Below are 17,450 nucleotides of genomic sequence, written 5' to 3'. Positions count from 1 at the left end.
GCTATTCTCCGCTAAAGAGCGTCTTGCCGCCCACGATCGTCTGCCAAACCTGCCCCTGAACGGGCAGCGTGTCAAACGGTGTGTTCTTGGCGCTTGCACGGAAAGCCTCGCGGTCGATGCGCCATGGCTTCTCCGGATCGAAGATCACCAGGTCTGCTGGCGCGCCAGATTCCAGCTTGCCGCCAGGGACGCCCAGAAGGTCTGCTGGAGTAGCTGTGAGCGCCTTTAGCATGGTGACAAGATCAACCTTGCCTGCGTGCACGGGCGCGAGCGCAAGCGCGAGGAGCGTTTCGAAGCCCACGATGCCTGCTGCGGCCTGGCCAAAGGGCAGGCGCTTCACATCTTCGCTTTTCGGGTCATGGTCGCTCACCAGCGTATCGATGGTGCCATCTGCAAGTCCTGCGATCAGCGCCAGACGGTCTTCTTCGGACCTGAGGGGAGGGCTGACCTTCGCAAACGTGCGGTAGCCTTCCATGGCATTGTCGTTGAGGTGCAGATAGTGAGGTGCAGTGGAACAAGTTACTTTCACGCCCCGCGCCTTGGCGGCGCGAATGGCTTCCACGCCTTCGCGACTTGATATCAGCGCAAAGTGGATGGGTGTACCCGTCATTTCACTGAGGCGTGCATCGCGTTCGATCTGGATCACTTCCGCCATTGCCGGGATGCCAGCAAACCCAAGCCGTGTCGCGATTTCGCCTTCATGGGCGATGCCACCGTTCGCCAGGCCCTTGTCCTGTGGGAACTGCACGATAACAGCACCGAAGTAGCTGGCATATTCCATCAGGCGGCGCATGACCTGGCTGTCTGACACCGGCTTGCGGCAATCGGTAAAGGCAACGGCGCCTGAGGCTTTCATCTGGCCGATTTCGGCCAGTTCCTTGCCTTCCATACCGCGCGTTGCCGCGCCCATGGGGTAGACATTGACGGTGTGCGTGTCTTCAGCGCGCCTGCGAATGCGCTCCACCACCGGATCGCTGTCGATCATCGTCGTCTGGTCCGGCTGCAGGATCACGGTCGTGATGCCGCCAGCCAGCGCTGCGTCGGCGTCAACCGAATGGGCGCGCATGTCGATAAGGCCGGGGCAAAGCACGCGACCTTTGCAGTCTGTAACCGTTGCGTCGTCCGGCACCTTAATATCGGGGCCGAAATCGGCGATCTTGCCGTTGTTGACGATCAGCGTGCCTTTGGTGTCCAGGCCGCTTGCCGGGTCAATGAGGCGGGCGTTTGTGAATGCTGAAATCATGCCGCGTCCTCCCCGCGCAAGCCTCGTGTCAGGATATCAAGGCAGGCCATGCGGACAGCCACGCCCATTTCCACTTGTTCTTCGATCGCGGAGCGGTCCAGGTCGTCGGCGACATCAGAGGCGATCTCCACGCCGCGGTTCATCGGACCGGGGTGCATCACCAGCACATCTTCCTTGGCGTATTTGAGCGTGTCGCGCGTCAGGCCCCAGAAGCGGTAATATTCCCGAAGGCTGGGCAGGAAGGCACCTTGCATGCGTTCCTGCTGCAGGCGAAGCATCATCACCACATCCGCGCCTTCAAGGCCTTCGTCCATGCGGTGGGAAACTTCCACGCCCAGGCGGTCTACGTCCTTGGGCAGCAGCGTTGGCGGTGCCACCAGGCGAACCCGCGCGCCCATGGCATTCAAGAGGTAAATGTTGGAGCGGGCAACCCGACTGTGCGCCACATCGCCTGAAATCACGATTGTCTGGCCATGCAGCTTGCCTTTGCGGCGGCGGATCGTCAGCGCGTCAAGAAGCGCCTGTGTCGGATGTTCTGCCCGGCCGTCGCCCGCGTTAATCACAGCGCAATCCATTTTTTCCGACAGAAGCTTTACCGCGCCACTGTCTGCGTGCCGCATCACCAGCACATCGGGGTGCATGGCATTCAGTGTGGCTGCCGTATCCAGAAGCGTTTCCCCCTTCTTGATCGAGCTTGTGCCCGTGGACATGCTGGTCACTTCCATGCCAAGGCGTTTGCCCGCGATCTCGAAGCTCATCAGTGTCCGGGTCGAATTCTCGAAAAACAGGTTGATCTGCGTCAGGCCCGCGCATTTGGGCGAGGACTTCTGCCGCTGCCTGTTCTGCTCGACATAATGATCGGCCACGTCAAGGACATGCTTGATCGCTGTCGGATCAAGATTCCAGATGCCTAGCAAGTGTTTATGAGGGAAAAGTTGACCCGAGGGCGGAGAAACTTCCGCGCGCGGGTAGGACGATTTGTCGGTCTGTTGCGTGCTCATTAAGCCCGCCTTATAGGCCCAAAATTTGCACCCTGCAAGTCTCTAATCCATTGAGCCAACGCAGGTGTCGGATTTGGGGCATGGGGTTTCAGTCCGCGTAGAATTTCGTGTCATAGACCACCCGGCCTGAAAGGCCTTCGAGCGCCCCTTGCCAGCATTCCATCGCCATAAAGGCGGCATTCTGTTCACGGTCGTCAGAAAATGTCAGGCCGAAGTCTGCTGCGGGCCTGAAACCAACCCTCTCATAAAAGTCTGTGTGTCCCAACAGGACAATGGCGTCTGCCTCAACTTCCTTGAGGCTTTCCTCCAACAGGCGCCGGCCCAGGCCCTCGCCCTGATAGTCATTGTGAATCGCCAGCGGGCCAAGGCCAAGTATCTGGCGTTTTGTGTCTACGTCTTTGATGGATACCGGCGAATAGGCAACATAGCCCACAAGGGCACCCTGATCCCACAGGCCATGTTCCGCCGCCATTACGCGCCGGGTGCGCAGGCTTTCAACCAGCCTGGCTTCAAAGTCTGTTGGATAGGTCGTGCGCAGGAGATGGTCGATGTTCGGCCCGTCTTCGGCAGAAAGACTTGTGTCAAATCGCATGCAGGGCCCCCTGGAGGATATAGGCTGCGGCCATCTTGTCGATCACATCCTTGCGCTTGGCGCGGCTGCTGTCTGCTTCCAGGAGCGTGCGTTCAACGGCGCTTGTAGACAGGCGTTCGTCCCACAGCGTTTGCGGCAGGTCAAAAAATTTGGCGAGATTTTCGGAAAAAGCGCGGACCGACTGGCAGCGCGGTCCTTCGCTGCCGTCCATATTCACGGGCCAGCCAATCACGAAGCCGCCGACATTCTGTTCTTCAACAATCTGCTGGATGCGGGCTACGTCATCCTTGAAGCGTTTGCGCCTGATGATTTCCATCGGCGTTGCGATCATCAGCGTGGTGTCCGAAAGCGCAAGGCCAATGGTTTTAGTTCCAGGGTCCATGCCCAGAAGGCGCTGGCGTGGTTTCAGCCGGCCTTTCATTTCCGTGATGGAAACCTGATGGCTCACCGGTTTTTCTCCAGCCAAGCGCTGGCGCGTTCGGCGGCATTCTGGCGAATGTTCATATAGAACAGATTAATATCATAGGCGTGATAGTTGCCGCCCGCCATCTGGTATTCGCTCCAGGAGCCCTGCGGTGGGCGGGTCAGGTAAAGTACGCCGTCTTTGCCGCAGCGGGCACCCGTGAGGGACGGGATCGGGGCCGAAATCGGGCCCGCTTCCGGCAACAGTTCAATCGCACCCAGGTTCGCCGCCTTTGTGGTTGTGCCGTCCACCTCCCAGCTCAGCGGGTTGGTACACAGCATCTTGGTGCCCGCGCGCAGTTTGCCGTTCAGGCCCGGCGTTGCGGCCACAACTTTCAGAAGCGGGCTTGCGTCGCCGTCCTTGTCGAAGCTCTGGAACGAGACAACGCAGCCTGTATCGGTCTTGCCCTCGCAGGCGTCAATGCCCGGCAGAACCGCCAGATCGCCCTCGTGGCTGACCGGCCAGCCGATGATATAGGCGGCAACCATAAGGTCGCGCAGGTTCGTCGGCGCAACCCGTTCGCCCAACAAGAGAAGGGCGTGCAAGGCTCCTTGGCTGTGGCCGACGATAATAAAGGGGCGTCCCTTGTTTTTTGTGGTGATGTAATTGTCAAAAGCTGCGAGCACGTCGGCATGTGCGTTCAGCATTGCCTGAACACCCTGGCCGCTGTCGTCAAGGAAAGCGCCGAAGGTAGCCTGGCGGTAGTGTGGGGCGTAAACCTGGCCAGCCAGGTTGAAGGCGCTGGCCTGATAGCGGAGGGCGAAATTGTCCGTCCAGCGCATGGTTTTTTCGTCGCCGTCAAAAGGCGCGTTCCAGCGCTCCTTGTTCAGATACGTGGTTGGGTGGATGTAGAAGACATCCACTTCCGGCACCATGGCAGTCCGTATAATGCCTTCAGGCATCATTTGCGCGGGCGATGTTTTGCCGGGCAGGGCAGCCCAGGCCTCTTCTGTCGTATAGTCGGGCGCCGGCGTTGGCTCCTCGGATGCGATTTCATGAGACGGCACAAACGCGACCTTCATCATGGCAGCCTGATTCTGGTTCAGGATAATGCCGCCAATCAGGATCAGAATGATCACAACGGCTATCGCGAGCAGAAATTTGGCTGCCGGTGCGGTTTTATGCTTTGCCATGATGGCTTACCCCCTTGGTATTTCTGGTCTATTGGACCGCCCAGGCCACAAAGCCATGATATGGTCGTCAACGATACGGCCGTCTTCATACCGGACGGCATCTTTCCTGACGCCTTCCTGTTCAAAACCAACGGCCTGGTAAAGCGCGATCGCAGCCTTGTTGTCGCTATGGACATGCAGTTCGATCCGCTCAAGTACTTCATGTATTTGCACCCAATCGATGAAATGCAAAAGCAGTTTTTTGCCGATGCCGCGACCGCGCCAGTTTTCTGCCACGCTCATGGCGAAGCCTGTGGTGTGCCGCACCCTTTTTCTACGGTCTGTCCAGCTGTCCAGCATGCCGACAATATCGCCTTCGGACGTTGCGACCAAGCAGACCTCAAACGGGTTGGTCTGTTTCCGGGCGATCCAGAAACGCTGTTTCCAACTGCCCGCGCGAAATTCAGTCGCGCGCGTAATCAGATGATTGGCGCTGGCATAGGTCTGCCGGATGTAACCATTGAGCGGCCCTGCATCGGACAGGCGCGCTTCGCGTATGGTGATCTGGTCGCTCAATCTTGTGTTCCCAACTGCGGTTATCTGCTGATTTGGGCGCGTTGAGGGGGGGAATGCAAGCCGAATTTTGAGGTTTTCGGCATTGCAGGCAAAAGGCTTATTGCAAGAAATGGCCAATTTGGGCATTTTTATGGGGCCTGCTGGCCTGATCAGCGGGTTTCAGGAGGGTAAAATATCTTCTTTTGATTCAACCACAGACCGGATTGGCAGCAAAGACGGATATGGGAACGGAGATTATTTTCTCTACCCGGCTGCGGATGCGCCCGTGTTTGGCGATGATTTCTCAAGCATCTTGAAGCATTTCGCCTCTTGCAGAGGTGCGCGTGCTTTCAACCAGAAAAAAGATGTCTCTCCAGCCGCACTCAAGGCCTATCTGCCCTGGATATCGCTCGTGGAGCCCATCTGGGGCGGCGACGGCAGGATGGCGGATGCGCGTGTAACCTTGCATGGCAGCGCTGTTGCAGGGGCTTACAGCGAAATCACACACCAGCGGGTGCGCGAAGTTCACCAGCCCGACGTGGCCGACCGGGTGATCGCTTCCATGCAGCATGCGGTGGAGATCAAGACGCCAGTGATTGGAGTCAGTGAGGAGCGGAAAGTGGATCCGCCGGTGCGGCTGCATATCCTTTATGTGCCGCTGTCGGAAGACGGTGAGACGGTCAATCGCTTCATGTCTTACGTGCGGCTTGATCCGCTCGATTAGCGGTTGCGGTGTGACCTCTTGAAGCCTCTCACATCAGAATCTGCACGCGCGGGCGGATAAGCCCTTGCTCACAGGGTTGTCAGGCGTTAAGTTCCGCGCTGATTTCACGCATTTTCCTGGCTAGTATCATAGGAATTTTCATGTCGAATATTGATAAGGCAACCGTTGCCAAAATTGCGCGGCTTGCGCGCATCAAAATTGAGGAAGACAAGCTTGAGCCCCTGGCGGGCGAGCTTAACAACATCCTCGGGTGGGTAGAGCAGCTTGACGAGGTCAACACGGACGACATCCAGCCGATGTCAAGCGTGGTGGACGCGAAGCTGCGTTGGCGCCAGGACGAAGTGTCTGATGGCGACAAGCAGGAAAGCGTTCTCAAGAATGCGCCGAACGCCGAGTATGGCTTCTTTGCCGTGCCAAAAGTAATCGAGTAGGGGGCGGCCATGACGGATCTCACGAAACTGACTATCGCGGAAGCTCGCGACCTTTTGAAAAAGGGCGACATCACGTCCCGCGAACTGACGGAAGCGCATATCGCCTCCGTTGAGGCTGCTGACGCGCTCAATGCCTATATCGCCAAGACGCCTGAGCTGGCGCTGGAGCAAGCCGACAAGGCTGACGCCAAGATTGGGGCGGGTGAGCAGAAGGGCATGACCGGCATTCCTGTGGGCATCAAGGACCTGTTCGCCACCAAAGGTGTGCACACACAGGCGTGTTCCCACATTCTGGATGGCTTCAAGCCTGAGTATGAAAGCACCGTCACCCAAAATCTGTGGGACGATGGCGCAGTAATGCTTGGCAAGCTGAACATGGACGAATTCGCCATGGGCTCGTCGAACGAGACAAGCTTCTATGGCCCTGTGAAAAACCCATGGCGCCGCGGTGATACCGATACGGTTCCGGGTGGTTCCTCAGGCGGTTCTGTGGCGTCTGTGGCTGGTTTTGCCGCGATGGGGGCAACGGCTTCCGATACTGGTGGTTCGATCCGCCAGCCAGCGTCCTTCACCGGTACATTCGGTTTCAAGCCAACCTATGGCCGCTGCAGTCGTTACGGCATGGTAGCGTTCGCAAGTTCGCTTGATCAGGCTGGTACCATCACCCGCACCGTGCGTGACGGCGCGATCATGATGGAAAGCATTTCCGGTTTCGACACCAAGGACAGCACCAGCGTTGATATCCCTGTGCCGAACTTTGAAGCGGCGCTCACTGGCGATATCCGCGGCATGAAGATCGGTATCCCGCAGGAATATCATCTTGCCGGCATGCCGGGCGAAATTGAGGCGCTGTGGCACCAGGGGATTGAGTGGATGAAAGCCGCGGGTGCGGAAATCGTCGACATCAACTTGCCGCATACCAAATACGCGCTGCCAACCTATTATATCGTGGCGCCGGCCGAGGCTTCCTCGAACCTGGCGCGCTATGACGGTGTTCGCTACGGCCTTAGGGAAACGGTTGAAGGCGGTGGCCTTGTTGACATGTATGAAGCAACCCGTGCTGCGGGCTTCGGTGACGAGGTTAAGCGCCGGATCATGATCGGCACCTATGTGCTGTCAGCCGGTTACTATGACGCTTATTACCTGAAGGCCCAGAAGGTTCGTCAACTGATCGCCAACGACTTCAAGATGGCGTTTGAAAAAGTTGACGCGATCCTGACGCCAACGGCGCCATCGGCCGCGTTTGCGCCGGGTGAAAAATCCGACGACCCGATCGCCATGTACCTGAATGACGTATTCACCGTACCGGCGTCGCTTGCGGGCCTGCCTGGCTCCAGCGTGCCGGTTGGGCTTGATGCAAACGGTCTGCCGCTTGGCCTGCAGATCCTTGGCAAGCCGTGGGATGAGGAAACCGTGTTCAAAGTATCTGGTGTTATGGAAGAGGCCGCGAACTTTACGGCCAAACCCGCAGAGTGGTGGAGGTAAGCGTCATGAGCAACTATCGTATTCAAGGCGCCACTGGTGATTGGGAAGTTGTCCTCGGTCTTGAGGTGCACGCCCAGGTTATCTCCAACGCCAAGCTGTTTTCTGGTGCTTCAACCGAATTTGGTGCAGAGCCTAACGCGCAGGTGTCGCTTGTTGATGCGGCCATGCCGGGCATGCTCCCCACGATCAACGCCGAATGTATCCGCCAGGCGGTGCGTACTGGTCTGGCGCTCGGTGCCCAGATCAACAAGCGTTCGGTGTTTGACCGCAAGAACTATTTCTATGCCGATCTGCCACAAGGTTATCAGATCAGCCAGTTCAAGCACCCGATTGTGGGTGAAGGCACGATCACGATCGACCTTGGTGACGGCAAGACAAAAGATATCGGTGTTGAGCGCATCCACCTTGAGCAGGATGCGGGCAAGTCAATGCACGACCAGCATCCGCAGATGACATACGTTGACCTGAACCGGTCTGGCGTGGCGCTGATGGAGATCGTTTCCAAGCCTGATATGTCAAGCCCGGAAGAAGCCGGTGCGTACCTGACCAAACTGCGCACCATCCTGCGCTATATCGGTACCTGTGACGGTAACATGGAGCAGGGCAGCATGCGCGCCGACGTGAACGTATCCGTGCGCAAGCCGGGTGACCCACTGGGCACGCGCTGCGAGATCAAAAACGTGAACTCCATCCGTTTCGTGCGTCAGGCGATCGAATATGAAGCGCAGCGCCAGGTGGACATCATCGAGGACGGCGGCACCATCGACCAGGAAACGCGTCTGTTTGACCCATCGAAGGGCGAGACGCGGTCCATGCGATCCAAGGAAGAAGCGCACGATTATCGCTACTTCCCGGATCCAGACCTTCTGCCGGTTGAATTCGACGATGCCTTTATTGACGCAGCACGTGAAAGCCTGCCGGAACTACCGGACGAGAAGAAAGCCCGTTTTGTCGAAGAATTGGGTGTGTCTGACTATAACGCCAGCGTACTGGTGGGCGAGAAAGAGTCCTGTGACTATTTCGAAGACCTGCTTTCGGCCCTTGCCGCGAAAACCGGCAAGCCATCCCAGAAACTGGCCGCAAAGGCGTCCAACTGGGTGATGGGTGACCTGTTCGGTGCCTTGAACAAGGCAAGCAAGTCCGTCAGCGAAAGCCCGGTATCCGCCAAACAGGGCGCCGACCTTTTGGCGCTGGTTGAAGACGGTACGATTTCGGGCCGGATCGCCAAGGATGTGTTCGAGATCATGTTTGAAACTGGCAAGGACGCGGAAGTCATCGTTGAGGAAAAAGGCCTCAAGCAGGTATCGGACACTGGCGAGATTGAAAAGATCATCGACGAGGTGATTGCGGCCAACCCTGCCCAGCTGGAGCAGTACCGCGCGGGCAAGGACAAGCTGATCGGCTTCTTCGTTGGCCAGGTGATGAAAGCCACCGGCGGCAAGGCCAACCCGGGCATGGTCAACCAGCTTCTGAAGCCAAAGCTGGACGGCTAAGTAAAGCCATCCTCTAATGATTTTGGAAACCACCGGTCAGCCTGGCCGGTGGTTTTTCTTTTGCAGAATAGGCTTTATTGCAGGCAGGGGGGATGCCTCAATTCTGCCACCGGAACAAGAGAGACTGCTGAAGCTGTCAATATTGCAGCACGCAATTGCGGGGACGGTTCACCTGTCTTTATTGCCAAACAAAGGTTCATGCCCCGTTCAGTTTACCGGCCGTATTCTCAGGCACAGGATTAAAGGAGGGCATGATGCAAATGACATCCCTGAAACTCTGGGCCCCGGTATTGATGGCGACAACAATGCTTGCCTTGCCATCCCTTGAAGCTTCTGCTGATGACAAGAAAGACCGCCGTGCTGAATACCGGCGTGAAGCCGCGGCGGAGCAGCGCCGCGAGGCAAGACAGCGGGCGCCAAGACAGACGCGGACAGAGCGACGTGCCCCAAGGCAGCAGCCGGCCCCAAGGCCGCCGCGCACCGAGCAACCGGCTCCACGGCAAGCCCGGACTGAGGCCACAGCCCCAAGGCAGGTTCGGACTGAAGCTACGGCACCAAGGAATGTTCGTGTGCCACGAGAAGTGCGCCAGGATCAGCAGCCCAGCCGTCAGACCTATCGTCTCCAGAATAGTCGCGAACAGGCTAATCGCAATCAGAGGACACGCGACGAGCGCGCGCGTGACCAAAGATCCCGTGACGAGAGGGCTCGTAATCAGACAAACCGCGAGCGTTCCCGCCGGGACGATGCAAGGGGGCGCCGTACTGTCCATGATGATGGCGCGCGCCGTGCATTACGTGACGAACGCCGGACGCGCGCGGAGGCTGACCGTGAACGCCGCAGCTATGACAGCCGTGAAAACTGGCGCGACCAACACCGCGGACGGGATCACCAGCGCAGCAGCACCTGGTGGCGTGACCGCTCGCGCGACCGTGACCGTTATTGGGATCGCAGGTACGGGCGAGACTATAGCTATGGCTATTGGAAAGGGTACCGGAAGGGTTATCGCCACAGCTATCATAACTGGTGGTTCGGGGTGCCCAGCTACACCAGCTATTATTACTTCGGCCACTGGCCCTATTATTCCGGATACTGGCACACCCACGCCACCTGGCTGTGGCATGACCACCACCACCACTATCACTATGGTGGATACTGCCCAGGCTTCGACTATCACTATGATACGCGCTATTCCGTGGGCTATTATGGTGGCGGATCAGACAATGTCGCCGGCACCATCCTTGGCGGTGTGATTGGCGGTATCCTGGGGTCTGAGATCGATGGCGGGCACAACCGCTCTGCCGGGATTATCATTGGTTCCCTCGTCGGGATGGCCATTGGCAACGCGGCGACAAGTGACAGTGGTACGTCCAGCCGGTCCTATGACTCCTATGATTATGACCCTGGGTATCAGGGCCGAGACCCGAACCGTTACTCGCTTGAGGACGAGGTTTACAGTCCGCCGCGCGAAGTGCGGAAGTGCATTGAATATGCCTACCGCCACGGTGAATATGTCTGCCGCAAGTGGGAAGTCGAATATGAGTATGACGACTAAAGCCTGATCCTGAATGGAATTTAGTGAAACAATCAGGGCTGCTGGTCTTTGGATCAGCGGCCTTTATCTTTTTGTTTGGCGCGCCAGCAATGTCAAAAGGGGCAAATAAAAAGGCGGCATCAGCCGCCTTCATTCTCCAATCATTTGTGTCACGCGTTGATCAGAGCACTCGCCCAGTTGGATCAGTTTCTTCTTCCTCTTCGGGCTCGTCTTCTGCAGGTTCAAAGTCCTCCAGGCCGTCGCTTTCGTAGGTGCGCGGCACATATTCTTCTTCCTGCGGCTCGTAATTGCCGTACCGCTCGCGCTCTTCGTATGCTGCATGGTCAAGCCGAATGCGGGTGCGGTCTGCGCCAAATACGATAATGACAGGCGTGCCTTCAGCGAAGGGCTGGCGGTCGGCCTGTACGACGGTGATCAGGTTCCCGCTTTCGGTGCGGATGATATATTCAAACCCGGACGTCTTGCTGGATGATTTGTCGATGCTGCTGCCGATCAGGCCGCCGAGTAAGGCGCCGCCGATGGCGCCGATGACATTTTCAGCGCCGCTGTCGCCCACGGTAGACCCGGCGGCCGCGCCGATGCCGACACCAGCTGCAGTGCCCACACCGCTGTTTGATTTCCTGATTTCCACCCAGCGATAGCTGTCGATGACGCCCCGTTCCACACGCCGGGCCTCGCCCACGGCATAGGAATCATAGGTATGGGGTGATACGCTTTGGGTGCAGGCTGTCGCCGTCAGCGCGAGTGGCAGCAAAAGCGCCAGTTTTTTGTTTTTGATCGTCATGGTGGCTGAACTCCTGGATTTCCTCACCATAGCACTGTTTGCCAGAAACAGGGCCTTTTCATGGCAATGGCAGCATTCCTCCAACTTTACGCCAGTGGGCTGAATGGCCGATGAACGGGGCTTGTCGCCATGTCTTCAAGTCGCAATGAAACTGTCATTACACCGTCATGCCGCTTGCTGATAAGGGCAGGAAATAGCAAAAGAAAAAGGCAGATTCATGCATGACATTACCCTCATTTCGGCACCGGTGCATCCAGAGACGCCGGACGCCCATTGTGGGGCAGTGTTTGAACGCTTTCAAGCGGATCCAAATCTCGTTGCCATCCCTGTGCTAAGTCGTGGTGTGCCGATTGGGCTTTTGAAACGGACGGAGTTTCTTGTGCGACTGGCGGACCGCTTCGGGCGCCCCCTATATGAAAAGCGACCGGTATCGGAACTGATGGACCGTAACCCGCTGGTGGTTGATCATGAAGTCTCAATCGACAGCCTCTATGCCATGCTGATCGACGATCAGCGCCATGCCCTGCAGGAAGGTTTTATCGTAACAGCCGGGGGGCTCTATAAAGGGATCTGCACCTCCCACACGCTGCTGCAACTTCACATGAAGCGGGCGGAACGGCGCATGAAGGCCCTGGATGAAGCCCGGATTGAAGCCGAGGCGGCGACCCGCTCCCGTAGCCAGTTTCTTGCCAACATGAGCCATGAACTCAGGACACCCTTGAACGCAGTGATCGGGTTTGCCGATTTCATCCTGGCAGAGCAGGCCAGGGGGCGGTCGCTTGAAAATGTCTGGAGCTATATTTCTGATATCCGCGAAAGCGGGGCCCATCTTCTGGGTGTGATTAATTCGATCCTGGACTTCACCAAGGTTGAGGCCAACGCTTTCACCCTGCGCGAAGATTATGAAGCCCCGCAGGAAATTATCCACCGGGTGGTGCGCATGATGACAGCAGCTGCGCGAAATAAGAAGATCACCCTCCGGGCTGATGCTGAGGATTTGGGCGTCGAACTGTTTGCTGATTTGCAGGTAACAAAACAGATGCTGATCAATCTGGTGTCTAACGCGATCAAATTTTCGCCTGACGGCGCGGAAGTGACAATTTCTCAGCGTCTCATGGACGATGGCGGTATAGAGATCGTTGTCCTGGACAACGGGCCCGGTATGAACGAGGAGCAGCTTGAACTGGTGCTGCAACCCTTCGTGCAGGGGGATGCCGGTCTTTCTCGGCGGCATGAGGGCACAGGGCTTGGGCTACCCCTTGTGAAAGCCTTTGCGGAAGCCCATGACGGTAGGTTGATACTGGAAAGCCAGCCGGGTGTAGGCACACGGGCTGTCATCCGTTTCCCTGCCGGCCGTTCCGTATCCCGTGAAGGACGCGATTACGCCTATATCTAGCCGGTTTGAAGTGGGAGCAAATTGCTTCTGGTTTTCTGGAATTTTTGCTATGCTCTCAACTGAGCACTGCCAACAAGAAGTAGCTGCCGGTCCGTTCATTCATTCGTGTGTGTCTCCCGCTGTGATGTTTTCACAGGCGGTGGTTGCGCGCCATATTGCGCTCCGCCTAAGGGATGGAGGAATGGAATGGGACGAAAAGACACGGAATTATTCGACTATGTAGCGGAACGTATCGCGAAGGCGGAAGAAGGCGCTTCCGATGCGCTCTATGACCTTGGCCTGCTGTATTCAACCGGGCAGGGGGTGGAGCGCGACTATATCCAGGCACACAAGTGGTTCAATCTTGCTGCCATCCGCGGTGTTCACCGCGCACAGGTGGACCGGTGCGAGCTTGCGAAAGACATGAGCCGCCAGCAGATCGCAGAGGCCCAGCGCCAGGCACGGGAATGGCTGCAGGTGCATTGATGAAAGTTTCATCAAACAGCCGTGGCCAAATGACGTAAAAAAACTATACTGCCCCCAAACTGAAGGAGCGGGGCAGCATGATCCATTTTTCCGAAAACCAGACTTTTCTTGTAACCGGCGCATCCCGTGGGATTGGCGCCGCAACAGCACGTATTCTGCTTGAGGCGGGTGCATCCGTTGTTGGCAGCTATAATTCCAGCGAAGGCGCCCTGGCAGACCTGAAGGCCGAATTCGGCTCCGACCGCTTGCTGGCAGTGAAGGCCAATCTAGGCGAAGTAGGGGCCGGCAAGGCGTTGTGGGCGCAGGCAATGGCCTTCAAGGGCGGCCTGAGCGGGCTTGTGAATAACGCGGGCATCATGCCCGAAACGCCGCTGGATATGGATGACGACAGCTGGCATCAGGCTTGGGCCGATGTGATGGCGGTGAATGTGCAGGCGGTTGCGGACCTTTGCCGCGAAGCCATACGGGATTTTGGCGCTGCGGGCGGTGGCAGGATTGTCACCATCGCCAGCCGGGCATCCTTCCGGGGTGACGGGCCGGAATATTTGAACTATGCCGCCAGCAAGGGGGCTGTTGTATCGCTGATGCGCTCAATCGCCCGCGGTTTTGCGGACAAGGGCATTTATGCCTTCACCATCGCGCCTGGTTGGGTGAAAACTGATATGGCGGCTGTGGCCTTCGAGCCCGGCAACGAATGGATGCTGAAAGAAGTGCCGATGGGTGCCGCAGCGCCGCCTGAAAATATCGGCAGCATGGTTGCCTTTTTCCTGAGCGGCCTGATTGACCATTCGACCGGCTGCACCATCGATATCAACGGCGCGAGCTACGTGCGTTAAGGTCGCACTTGTAAACACTCAGACAAACAAAAACGGCGCCACGTTTTCTTTTTCGTGGCGCCGCTTTCTTTTCTGTATCTAGCTATCAACCTTTGTGTACTTCCAGGGCTTTCTCGATCAGGAAGCCCAGGTGGTCGCGGTGCGCGCGGGTTGCTGCGTCACCCCGCCAGCGCGTCATGTCCTTACCAAGCGACTTGAGCGTCGAGAATGCGTTCGAGCGGGCGACATAGTCGTACTCGTCACCTGATAGGATACCAATCAGGCGCTTGACATAGTGCACCTGCAGCTCCTGGCGGAAGGTGTTTACGGCATCGCGGCTGTCATCTTCGAAGATGGCGTCCGTCAGGTCGGTCATCATCTCGGTAACGCTGTAGCTGTTACCGTAAAGGCCGCTGTCGGTAATCCGCATCAGTGTATTCGGGTGCAGCAGGTGTGCCAGAATATCGGCCTGAATGCTCAGCGCGCGGCCATGCAGGGCAGGGTCTTCGTTGCCGCTGAAGTGGAAGAAGCCACGGCGCTGTATCGCCAGGTGCTGGAACAGGGATGGATCAGCCTGGAAGGCATCTGGCGCGAAGATATAGTCACGCAGCAGCTGCATGGCCTGTTCCTGTTTTTCTTTTTCCACTGGGCGGTAAGGCGCTGTCGCACCTTCCTGTCCTGCCACGGCACGGTCCACATACACGCCGCCCACATAGCGGGAAGCAACGCGCCCCTGCCATGCCATGTCAGCTGTCAGGATCAGGTAGGCGTTCCTGAGCTCCTGATAGCTCTGGCCATCTGTCGTGAATTTCTGGCGGAGTTTGCCCATGGCATCGCGGTCCAGCCTCAGTCGGTCGTTCGCGAATTGAACGGCGTCATCAGTCATGTCAAAGATGTTGACGCGCGGATCGATTGCCTTGCCTGGTGCGCGCATGTCGTCCGCGTCGTTACCAAACACAAGGCCCTTTTCAGTTGACCGCGCAAGGTGGGCTTTCATCTTGTCTGGGTCGTCCAGGTCAGGGTCGTAGCCGAACTGAATGGCCCAGATGTCATAGGTGCCAGGGCGAACCGTATAGTAATGCGCCTGCTTTTCACCCGGAGGGGCGAAGTTGATGCTTGGATAATCCATCACCGAGCCGGCAAGGCCTTCTTCCTGCGCTTCGATGTCATAGGTTTCTTCGTAAGCGCGGGCCTGCGTGGCCTTCATATTGTGGTTCAGGCCCAACGTGTGCCCGACCTCATGAAGCATCAGGTAATAGATAGCTTCTTCCACCAGCTTTTCGCTGGCTTCTGGGCCAGCATCGGTAATGGCAGCCAGCGTCTTGCCCAGCATGTTGTTGATCTGCAGGTGGCCTGCCAGGTTGCAGTTGCGACCGTGTGCCTTGACCGACTGCATGAAGTCTTCCATCTGGCTGTCTTCAGTCTGAAGGCCCAGCGCGGCATTTTCAAAGACTTTGCTGGCGTTCATGCGGTTTGTCAGGAATGAATATTCCAGCATGATGTCTGCTGCAAGAATCTGGCCTGTGCGCGGGTTGGAGAAGCTCGGGCCATAGCCGCCAAATGGTGGTTGCGGGCTTGAGGTCCAGCGAAGCACATTGTAGCGGATGTCTCCAGCGTCCCATTCGGCGTCGTCTGGCTGTTCCTTCACCACGACGGCGTTCTTGAAACCAGCGGCTTCAAACGCGATGTTCCAGGCTTCCACAGCTTTCTTGATCGTTGGGCGTAGCTCTACAGGCGTGGTGTTCTCAATCCACCAGGTGATCGGCTCAACGGGCTCGGAAATCTCGGCGCTTGGATCTTTCTTCACAAGGTGCCAGCGGTTGATCATATCGCGCCAGGGCGTTGCGCCGTGGTCGGTCATGTCGTTGACATAGTCGAGGAAATAGCCGACCCGGGCATCGTCAAAGCGTGGTTTGAAGTCATTCTCCGGCATCGCTACCAGCGTGTGCTGTACGGAAACCGTCACATTGCGGGCATCGGTAATTTCGAACCATTGGCCCCGGTTCATCGGGGTCGGGTTGGTATAGACATAGTCAACTGTAACCGCTGTATTTTCAGGGTAGTTGTTGACGGCCGCGATCTTGGTTTTGCTGCCATCAAGCTTGCCAAGGTTGAAGCGCTCCCATGGCTTGAGGCGAGGGTTAGGCGTCGGTTTGACCTGGTCGAAGGCTTCTGAGCGGAACAAGCCTGTGACGTTGATGAGATAGCTTTTGCCGTCTTCGGATTCCGCATCGATCGAATGGGACGCGATCGTTGCAGGGGAGATATTGGCGTCTTTCGCCTTCGACAGCGCGTTGTCTGGATCAAAGTAGAAGTATGGGTTTACTTCCACGAACTGGAGCTTCTTGAAGTGCTTCTCGATGCGGAAGACTTTCTGCTGGCGGTATTGGCCGCGGAAGTGGCCCCCTTCAACAACGCCGTCCGCTGTGTGGGAGAAATAGATGAATTCCTTGCCCAGTTGGTCCTCGTGGACCTCCATCATCAGCGTTCCGTTTTTAGGATCCTGATACAGTTTGAAAAGGCCATCGATTTCGGTCTTGTCCTTGACCAAATCCGCGATGGTTTTTTCCTTCTTCTTTTTGTCTTCTTCACCCGCCTCTTCAGCTTCGTCGTCGGCCTTTTCTTCTTCTTTGGCCTCAGTATCCTCTTCCTGTTTCTTGGCGACAGCCGGCTTGGCGGGCTTGTCGTCTTCTGCAGCGATCGTCGGCGCAACGAATGCGACAGCACCCAGCGCAACGCCTGCTAACAGGAAACGGAATTTCTGGTCCAGGTTATTCACCTTGCTTCTCCTCGATGATGTTGGCCGCCTTTGGCGATCCTCCCCTTAATGCCCGGCTGACAAGCCTATTGCCTGCCGGAAGCTTATTGTCCCAAAAGCAAAAAATGAGTGTCACCAACGCATTCCGGCGAGTCAATGTCCGTATGCTCAGTTAATCCTTTTTGGAAACCGTTTCGTCGCATTTTGGCGACCGGGCTCAGCGTGCCCTGCGAACCATGTCTTCAAAATTGGTCACAAACGCGTCACACCCTTCTTCGGGCTCACGCGCGGCTGCACCTGCAAGAACATTCTTGAATTCAAGCTTGCCCAGGACTTTTTCATAGTCGTCCTTGGACAGAATGGCCAGGCGGGCTTCTGCCTTGGCTATGAATTCGTCGATCATATCCTCGTCTGCTTTGCAGTATTGGGCGCTGCCAGCGACTTTCGCGCTGCTGCGGGCAAAGTTGAGGAGCTCGTTTTCATCTGCGTGAGACGCTGGAATGCCGCTGCCGATCGTGAAGGCCATGATGAGGCCGAATGCAATGGTGTTTTTCATTGTCATCATTCTTGTTTTTGATTC

At 57.1% G+C, this 17,450-nt stretch carries 18 protein-coding genes; 9 read left to right on the top strand and 9 right to left on the bottom strand.

Going from position 1 to position 17,450, the window contains the following annotated elements; genetic code table 11:
* Window position 1: 1 nt before the first annotated feature.
* The 6 genes from pyrC to KORM41_RS03300 all read right to left on the bottom strand — a co-directional run bounded on the left by pyrC (window position 2) and on the right by KORM41_RS03300 (window position 4,987).
* Entirely contained in the window at window positions 2-1,243 is a 1,242-nt protein-coding gene (gene pyrC / locus KORM41_RS03325; protein WP_068144480.1) for a dihydroorotase, read from the bottom strand.
* Window positions 1,240-2,244 carry an aspartate carbamoyltransferase catalytic subunit gene (locus KORM41_RS03320; RefSeq protein WP_082719717.1) on the bottom strand — a complete coding sequence of 335 codons (1,005 nt, stop codon included), beginning with the start codon at window positions 2,242-2,244 and terminating at the stop codon, window positions 1,240-1,242. Before KORM41_RS03320 ends, pyrC begins: the two co-directional genes overlap by 4 nt.
* A gap of 88 nt (window positions 2,245-2,332) precedes the next feature.
* On the bottom strand, window positions 2,333-2,836 hold the full coding sequence (locus KORM41_RS03315) for a GNAT family N-acetyltransferase (protein ID WP_068144477.1): 504 nt from the start codon (window positions 2,834-2,836) through the stop codon (window positions 2,333-2,335).
* Window positions 2,826-3,257 carry a Holliday junction resolvase RuvX gene (ruvX, locus tag KORM41_RS03310; RefSeq protein WP_068144743.1) on the bottom strand — a complete coding sequence of 144 codons (432 nt, stop codon included), beginning with the start codon at window positions 3,255-3,257 and terminating at the stop codon, window positions 2,826-2,828. The genes KORM41_RS03315 and ruvX overlap by 11 nt, the downstream gene beginning before the upstream one ends.
* A 23-nt stretch (window positions 3,258-3,280) precedes the next feature.
* Window positions 3,281-4,432, bottom strand: a complete 1,152-nt coding sequence (locus KORM41_RS03305; RefSeq protein WP_068144474.1) for a DUF3089 domain-containing protein — start codon at window positions 4,430-4,432, stop codon at window positions 3,281-3,283.
* A 6-nt stretch (window positions 4,433-4,438) separates the two neighbouring features.
* Window positions 4,439-4,987, bottom strand: coding sequence for a GNAT family N-acetyltransferase (locus KORM41_RS03300; RefSeq protein ID WP_068144469.1), 549 nt, complete (start codon window positions 4,985-4,987; stop codon window positions 4,439-4,441).
* A 130-nt stretch (window positions 4,988-5,117) separates the two neighbouring features.
* Between KORM41_RS03300 and KORM41_RS03295 the strand changes: the two genes are divergently transcribed.
* The 6 genes from KORM41_RS03295 to KORM41_RS03275 all read left to right on the top strand — a co-directional run bounded on the left by KORM41_RS03295 (window position 5,118) and on the right by KORM41_RS03275 (window position 10,652).
* Entirely contained in the window at window positions 5,118-5,690 is a 573-nt protein-coding gene (locus KORM41_RS03295) for a PAS domain-containing protein (RefSeq protein WP_082719715.1), read from the top strand.
* Window positions 5,691-5,830: 140 nt separating this feature from the next.
* On the top strand, window positions 5,831-6,121 hold the full coding sequence (gatC, locus tag KORM41_RS03290; protein WP_068144465.1) for an Asp-tRNA(Asn)/Glu-tRNA(Gln) amidotransferase subunit GatC: 291 nt from the start codon (window positions 5,831-5,833) through the stop codon (window positions 6,119-6,121).
* Between the two features lie 9 nt (window positions 6,122-6,130).
* Window positions 6,131-7,606: an Asp-tRNA(Asn)/Glu-tRNA(Gln) amidotransferase subunit GatA gene (gene gatA / locus KORM41_RS03285; RefSeq protein ID WP_068144464.1), complete on the top strand. Its 1,476-nt coding sequence runs from the start codon at window positions 6,131-6,133 to the stop codon at window positions 7,604-7,606.
* A gap of 5 nt (window positions 7,607-7,611) precedes the next feature.
* Window positions 7,612-9,099 carry an Asp-tRNA(Asn)/Glu-tRNA(Gln) amidotransferase subunit GatB gene (gatB, locus tag KORM41_RS03280; RefSeq protein ID WP_068144462.1) on the top strand — a complete coding sequence of 496 codons (1,488 nt, stop codon included), beginning with the start codon at window positions 7,612-7,614 and terminating at the stop codon, window positions 9,097-9,099.
* Between the two features lie 16 nt (window positions 9,100-9,115).
* Window positions 9,116-9,427 (top strand): hypothetical protein, encoded by a 312-nt coding sequence (locus KORM41_RS22145; RefSeq protein WP_231727116.1) that lies wholly within the window; start codon window positions 9,116-9,118, stop codon window positions 9,425-9,427.
* A 241-nt stretch (window positions 9,428-9,668) separates the two neighbouring features.
* A complete protein-coding gene (locus KORM41_RS03275; RefSeq protein ID WP_231727115.1) occupies window positions 9,669-10,652 on the top strand; it encodes a glycine zipper 2TM domain-containing protein in 984 nt (327 codons plus the stop codon).
* A gap of 160 nt (window positions 10,653-10,812) precedes the next feature.
* On the opposite strand, the gene KORM41_RS03270 is transcribed toward KORM41_RS03275, so the two are convergent.
* A complete protein-coding gene (locus tag KORM41_RS03270; RefSeq protein WP_068144456.1) occupies window positions 10,813-11,436 on the bottom strand; it encodes a glycine zipper domain-containing protein in 624 nt (207 codons plus the stop codon).
* A 217-nt stretch (window positions 11,437-11,653) separates the two neighbouring features.
* Here KORM41_RS03270 and KORM41_RS03265 point away from each other — a divergent pair, with 217 nt between their 5' ends.
* The 3 genes from KORM41_RS03265 (at window position 11,654) to KORM41_RS03255 (ending at window position 14,133) form a co-directional block, all read left to right on the top strand.
* On the top strand, window positions 11,654-12,832 hold the full coding sequence (locus KORM41_RS03265; protein WP_068144451.1) for an ATP-binding protein: 1,179 nt from the start codon (window positions 11,654-11,656) through the stop codon (window positions 12,830-12,832).
* A 186-nt stretch (window positions 12,833-13,018) separates the two neighbouring features.
* Window positions 13,019-13,297 carry an SEL1-like repeat protein gene (locus KORM41_RS03260; protein ID WP_068144446.1) on the top strand — a complete coding sequence of 93 codons (279 nt, stop codon included), beginning with the start codon at window positions 13,019-13,021 and terminating at the stop codon, window positions 13,295-13,297.
* Between the two features lie 77 nt (window positions 13,298-13,374).
* Window positions 13,375-14,133, top strand: coding sequence for an SDR family NAD(P)-dependent oxidoreductase (locus KORM41_RS03255; protein WP_068144443.1), 759 nt, complete (start codon window positions 13,375-13,377; stop codon window positions 14,131-14,133).
* Window positions 14,134-14,218: 85 nt separating this feature from the next.
* Here KORM41_RS03255 and KORM41_RS03250 read toward each other — a convergent pair whose 3' ends face one another.
* The gene (locus tag KORM41_RS03250; RefSeq protein WP_068144438.1) at window positions 14,219-16,891 is read right to left on the bottom strand and encodes a zinc-dependent metalloprotease; all 2,673 of its coding nucleotides are present in this window, start codon (window positions 16,889-16,891) and stop codon (window positions 14,219-14,221) included.
* 196 nt (window positions 16,892-17,087) lie between these two features.
* Window positions 17,088-17,435, bottom strand: a complete 348-nt coding sequence (locus tag KORM41_RS03245) for a hypothetical protein (protein WP_068144437.1) — start codon at window positions 17,433-17,435, stop codon at window positions 17,088-17,090.
* Between the last annotated feature and the right edge of the window lie 15 nt (window positions 17,436-17,450).

The sequence above is a fragment of the Kordiimonas lipolytica genome (assembly GCF_001550065.1).
Note: the sequence above shows the minus strand (reverse complement) of the source record. Positions and strands in the feature narration are given on the sequence as shown.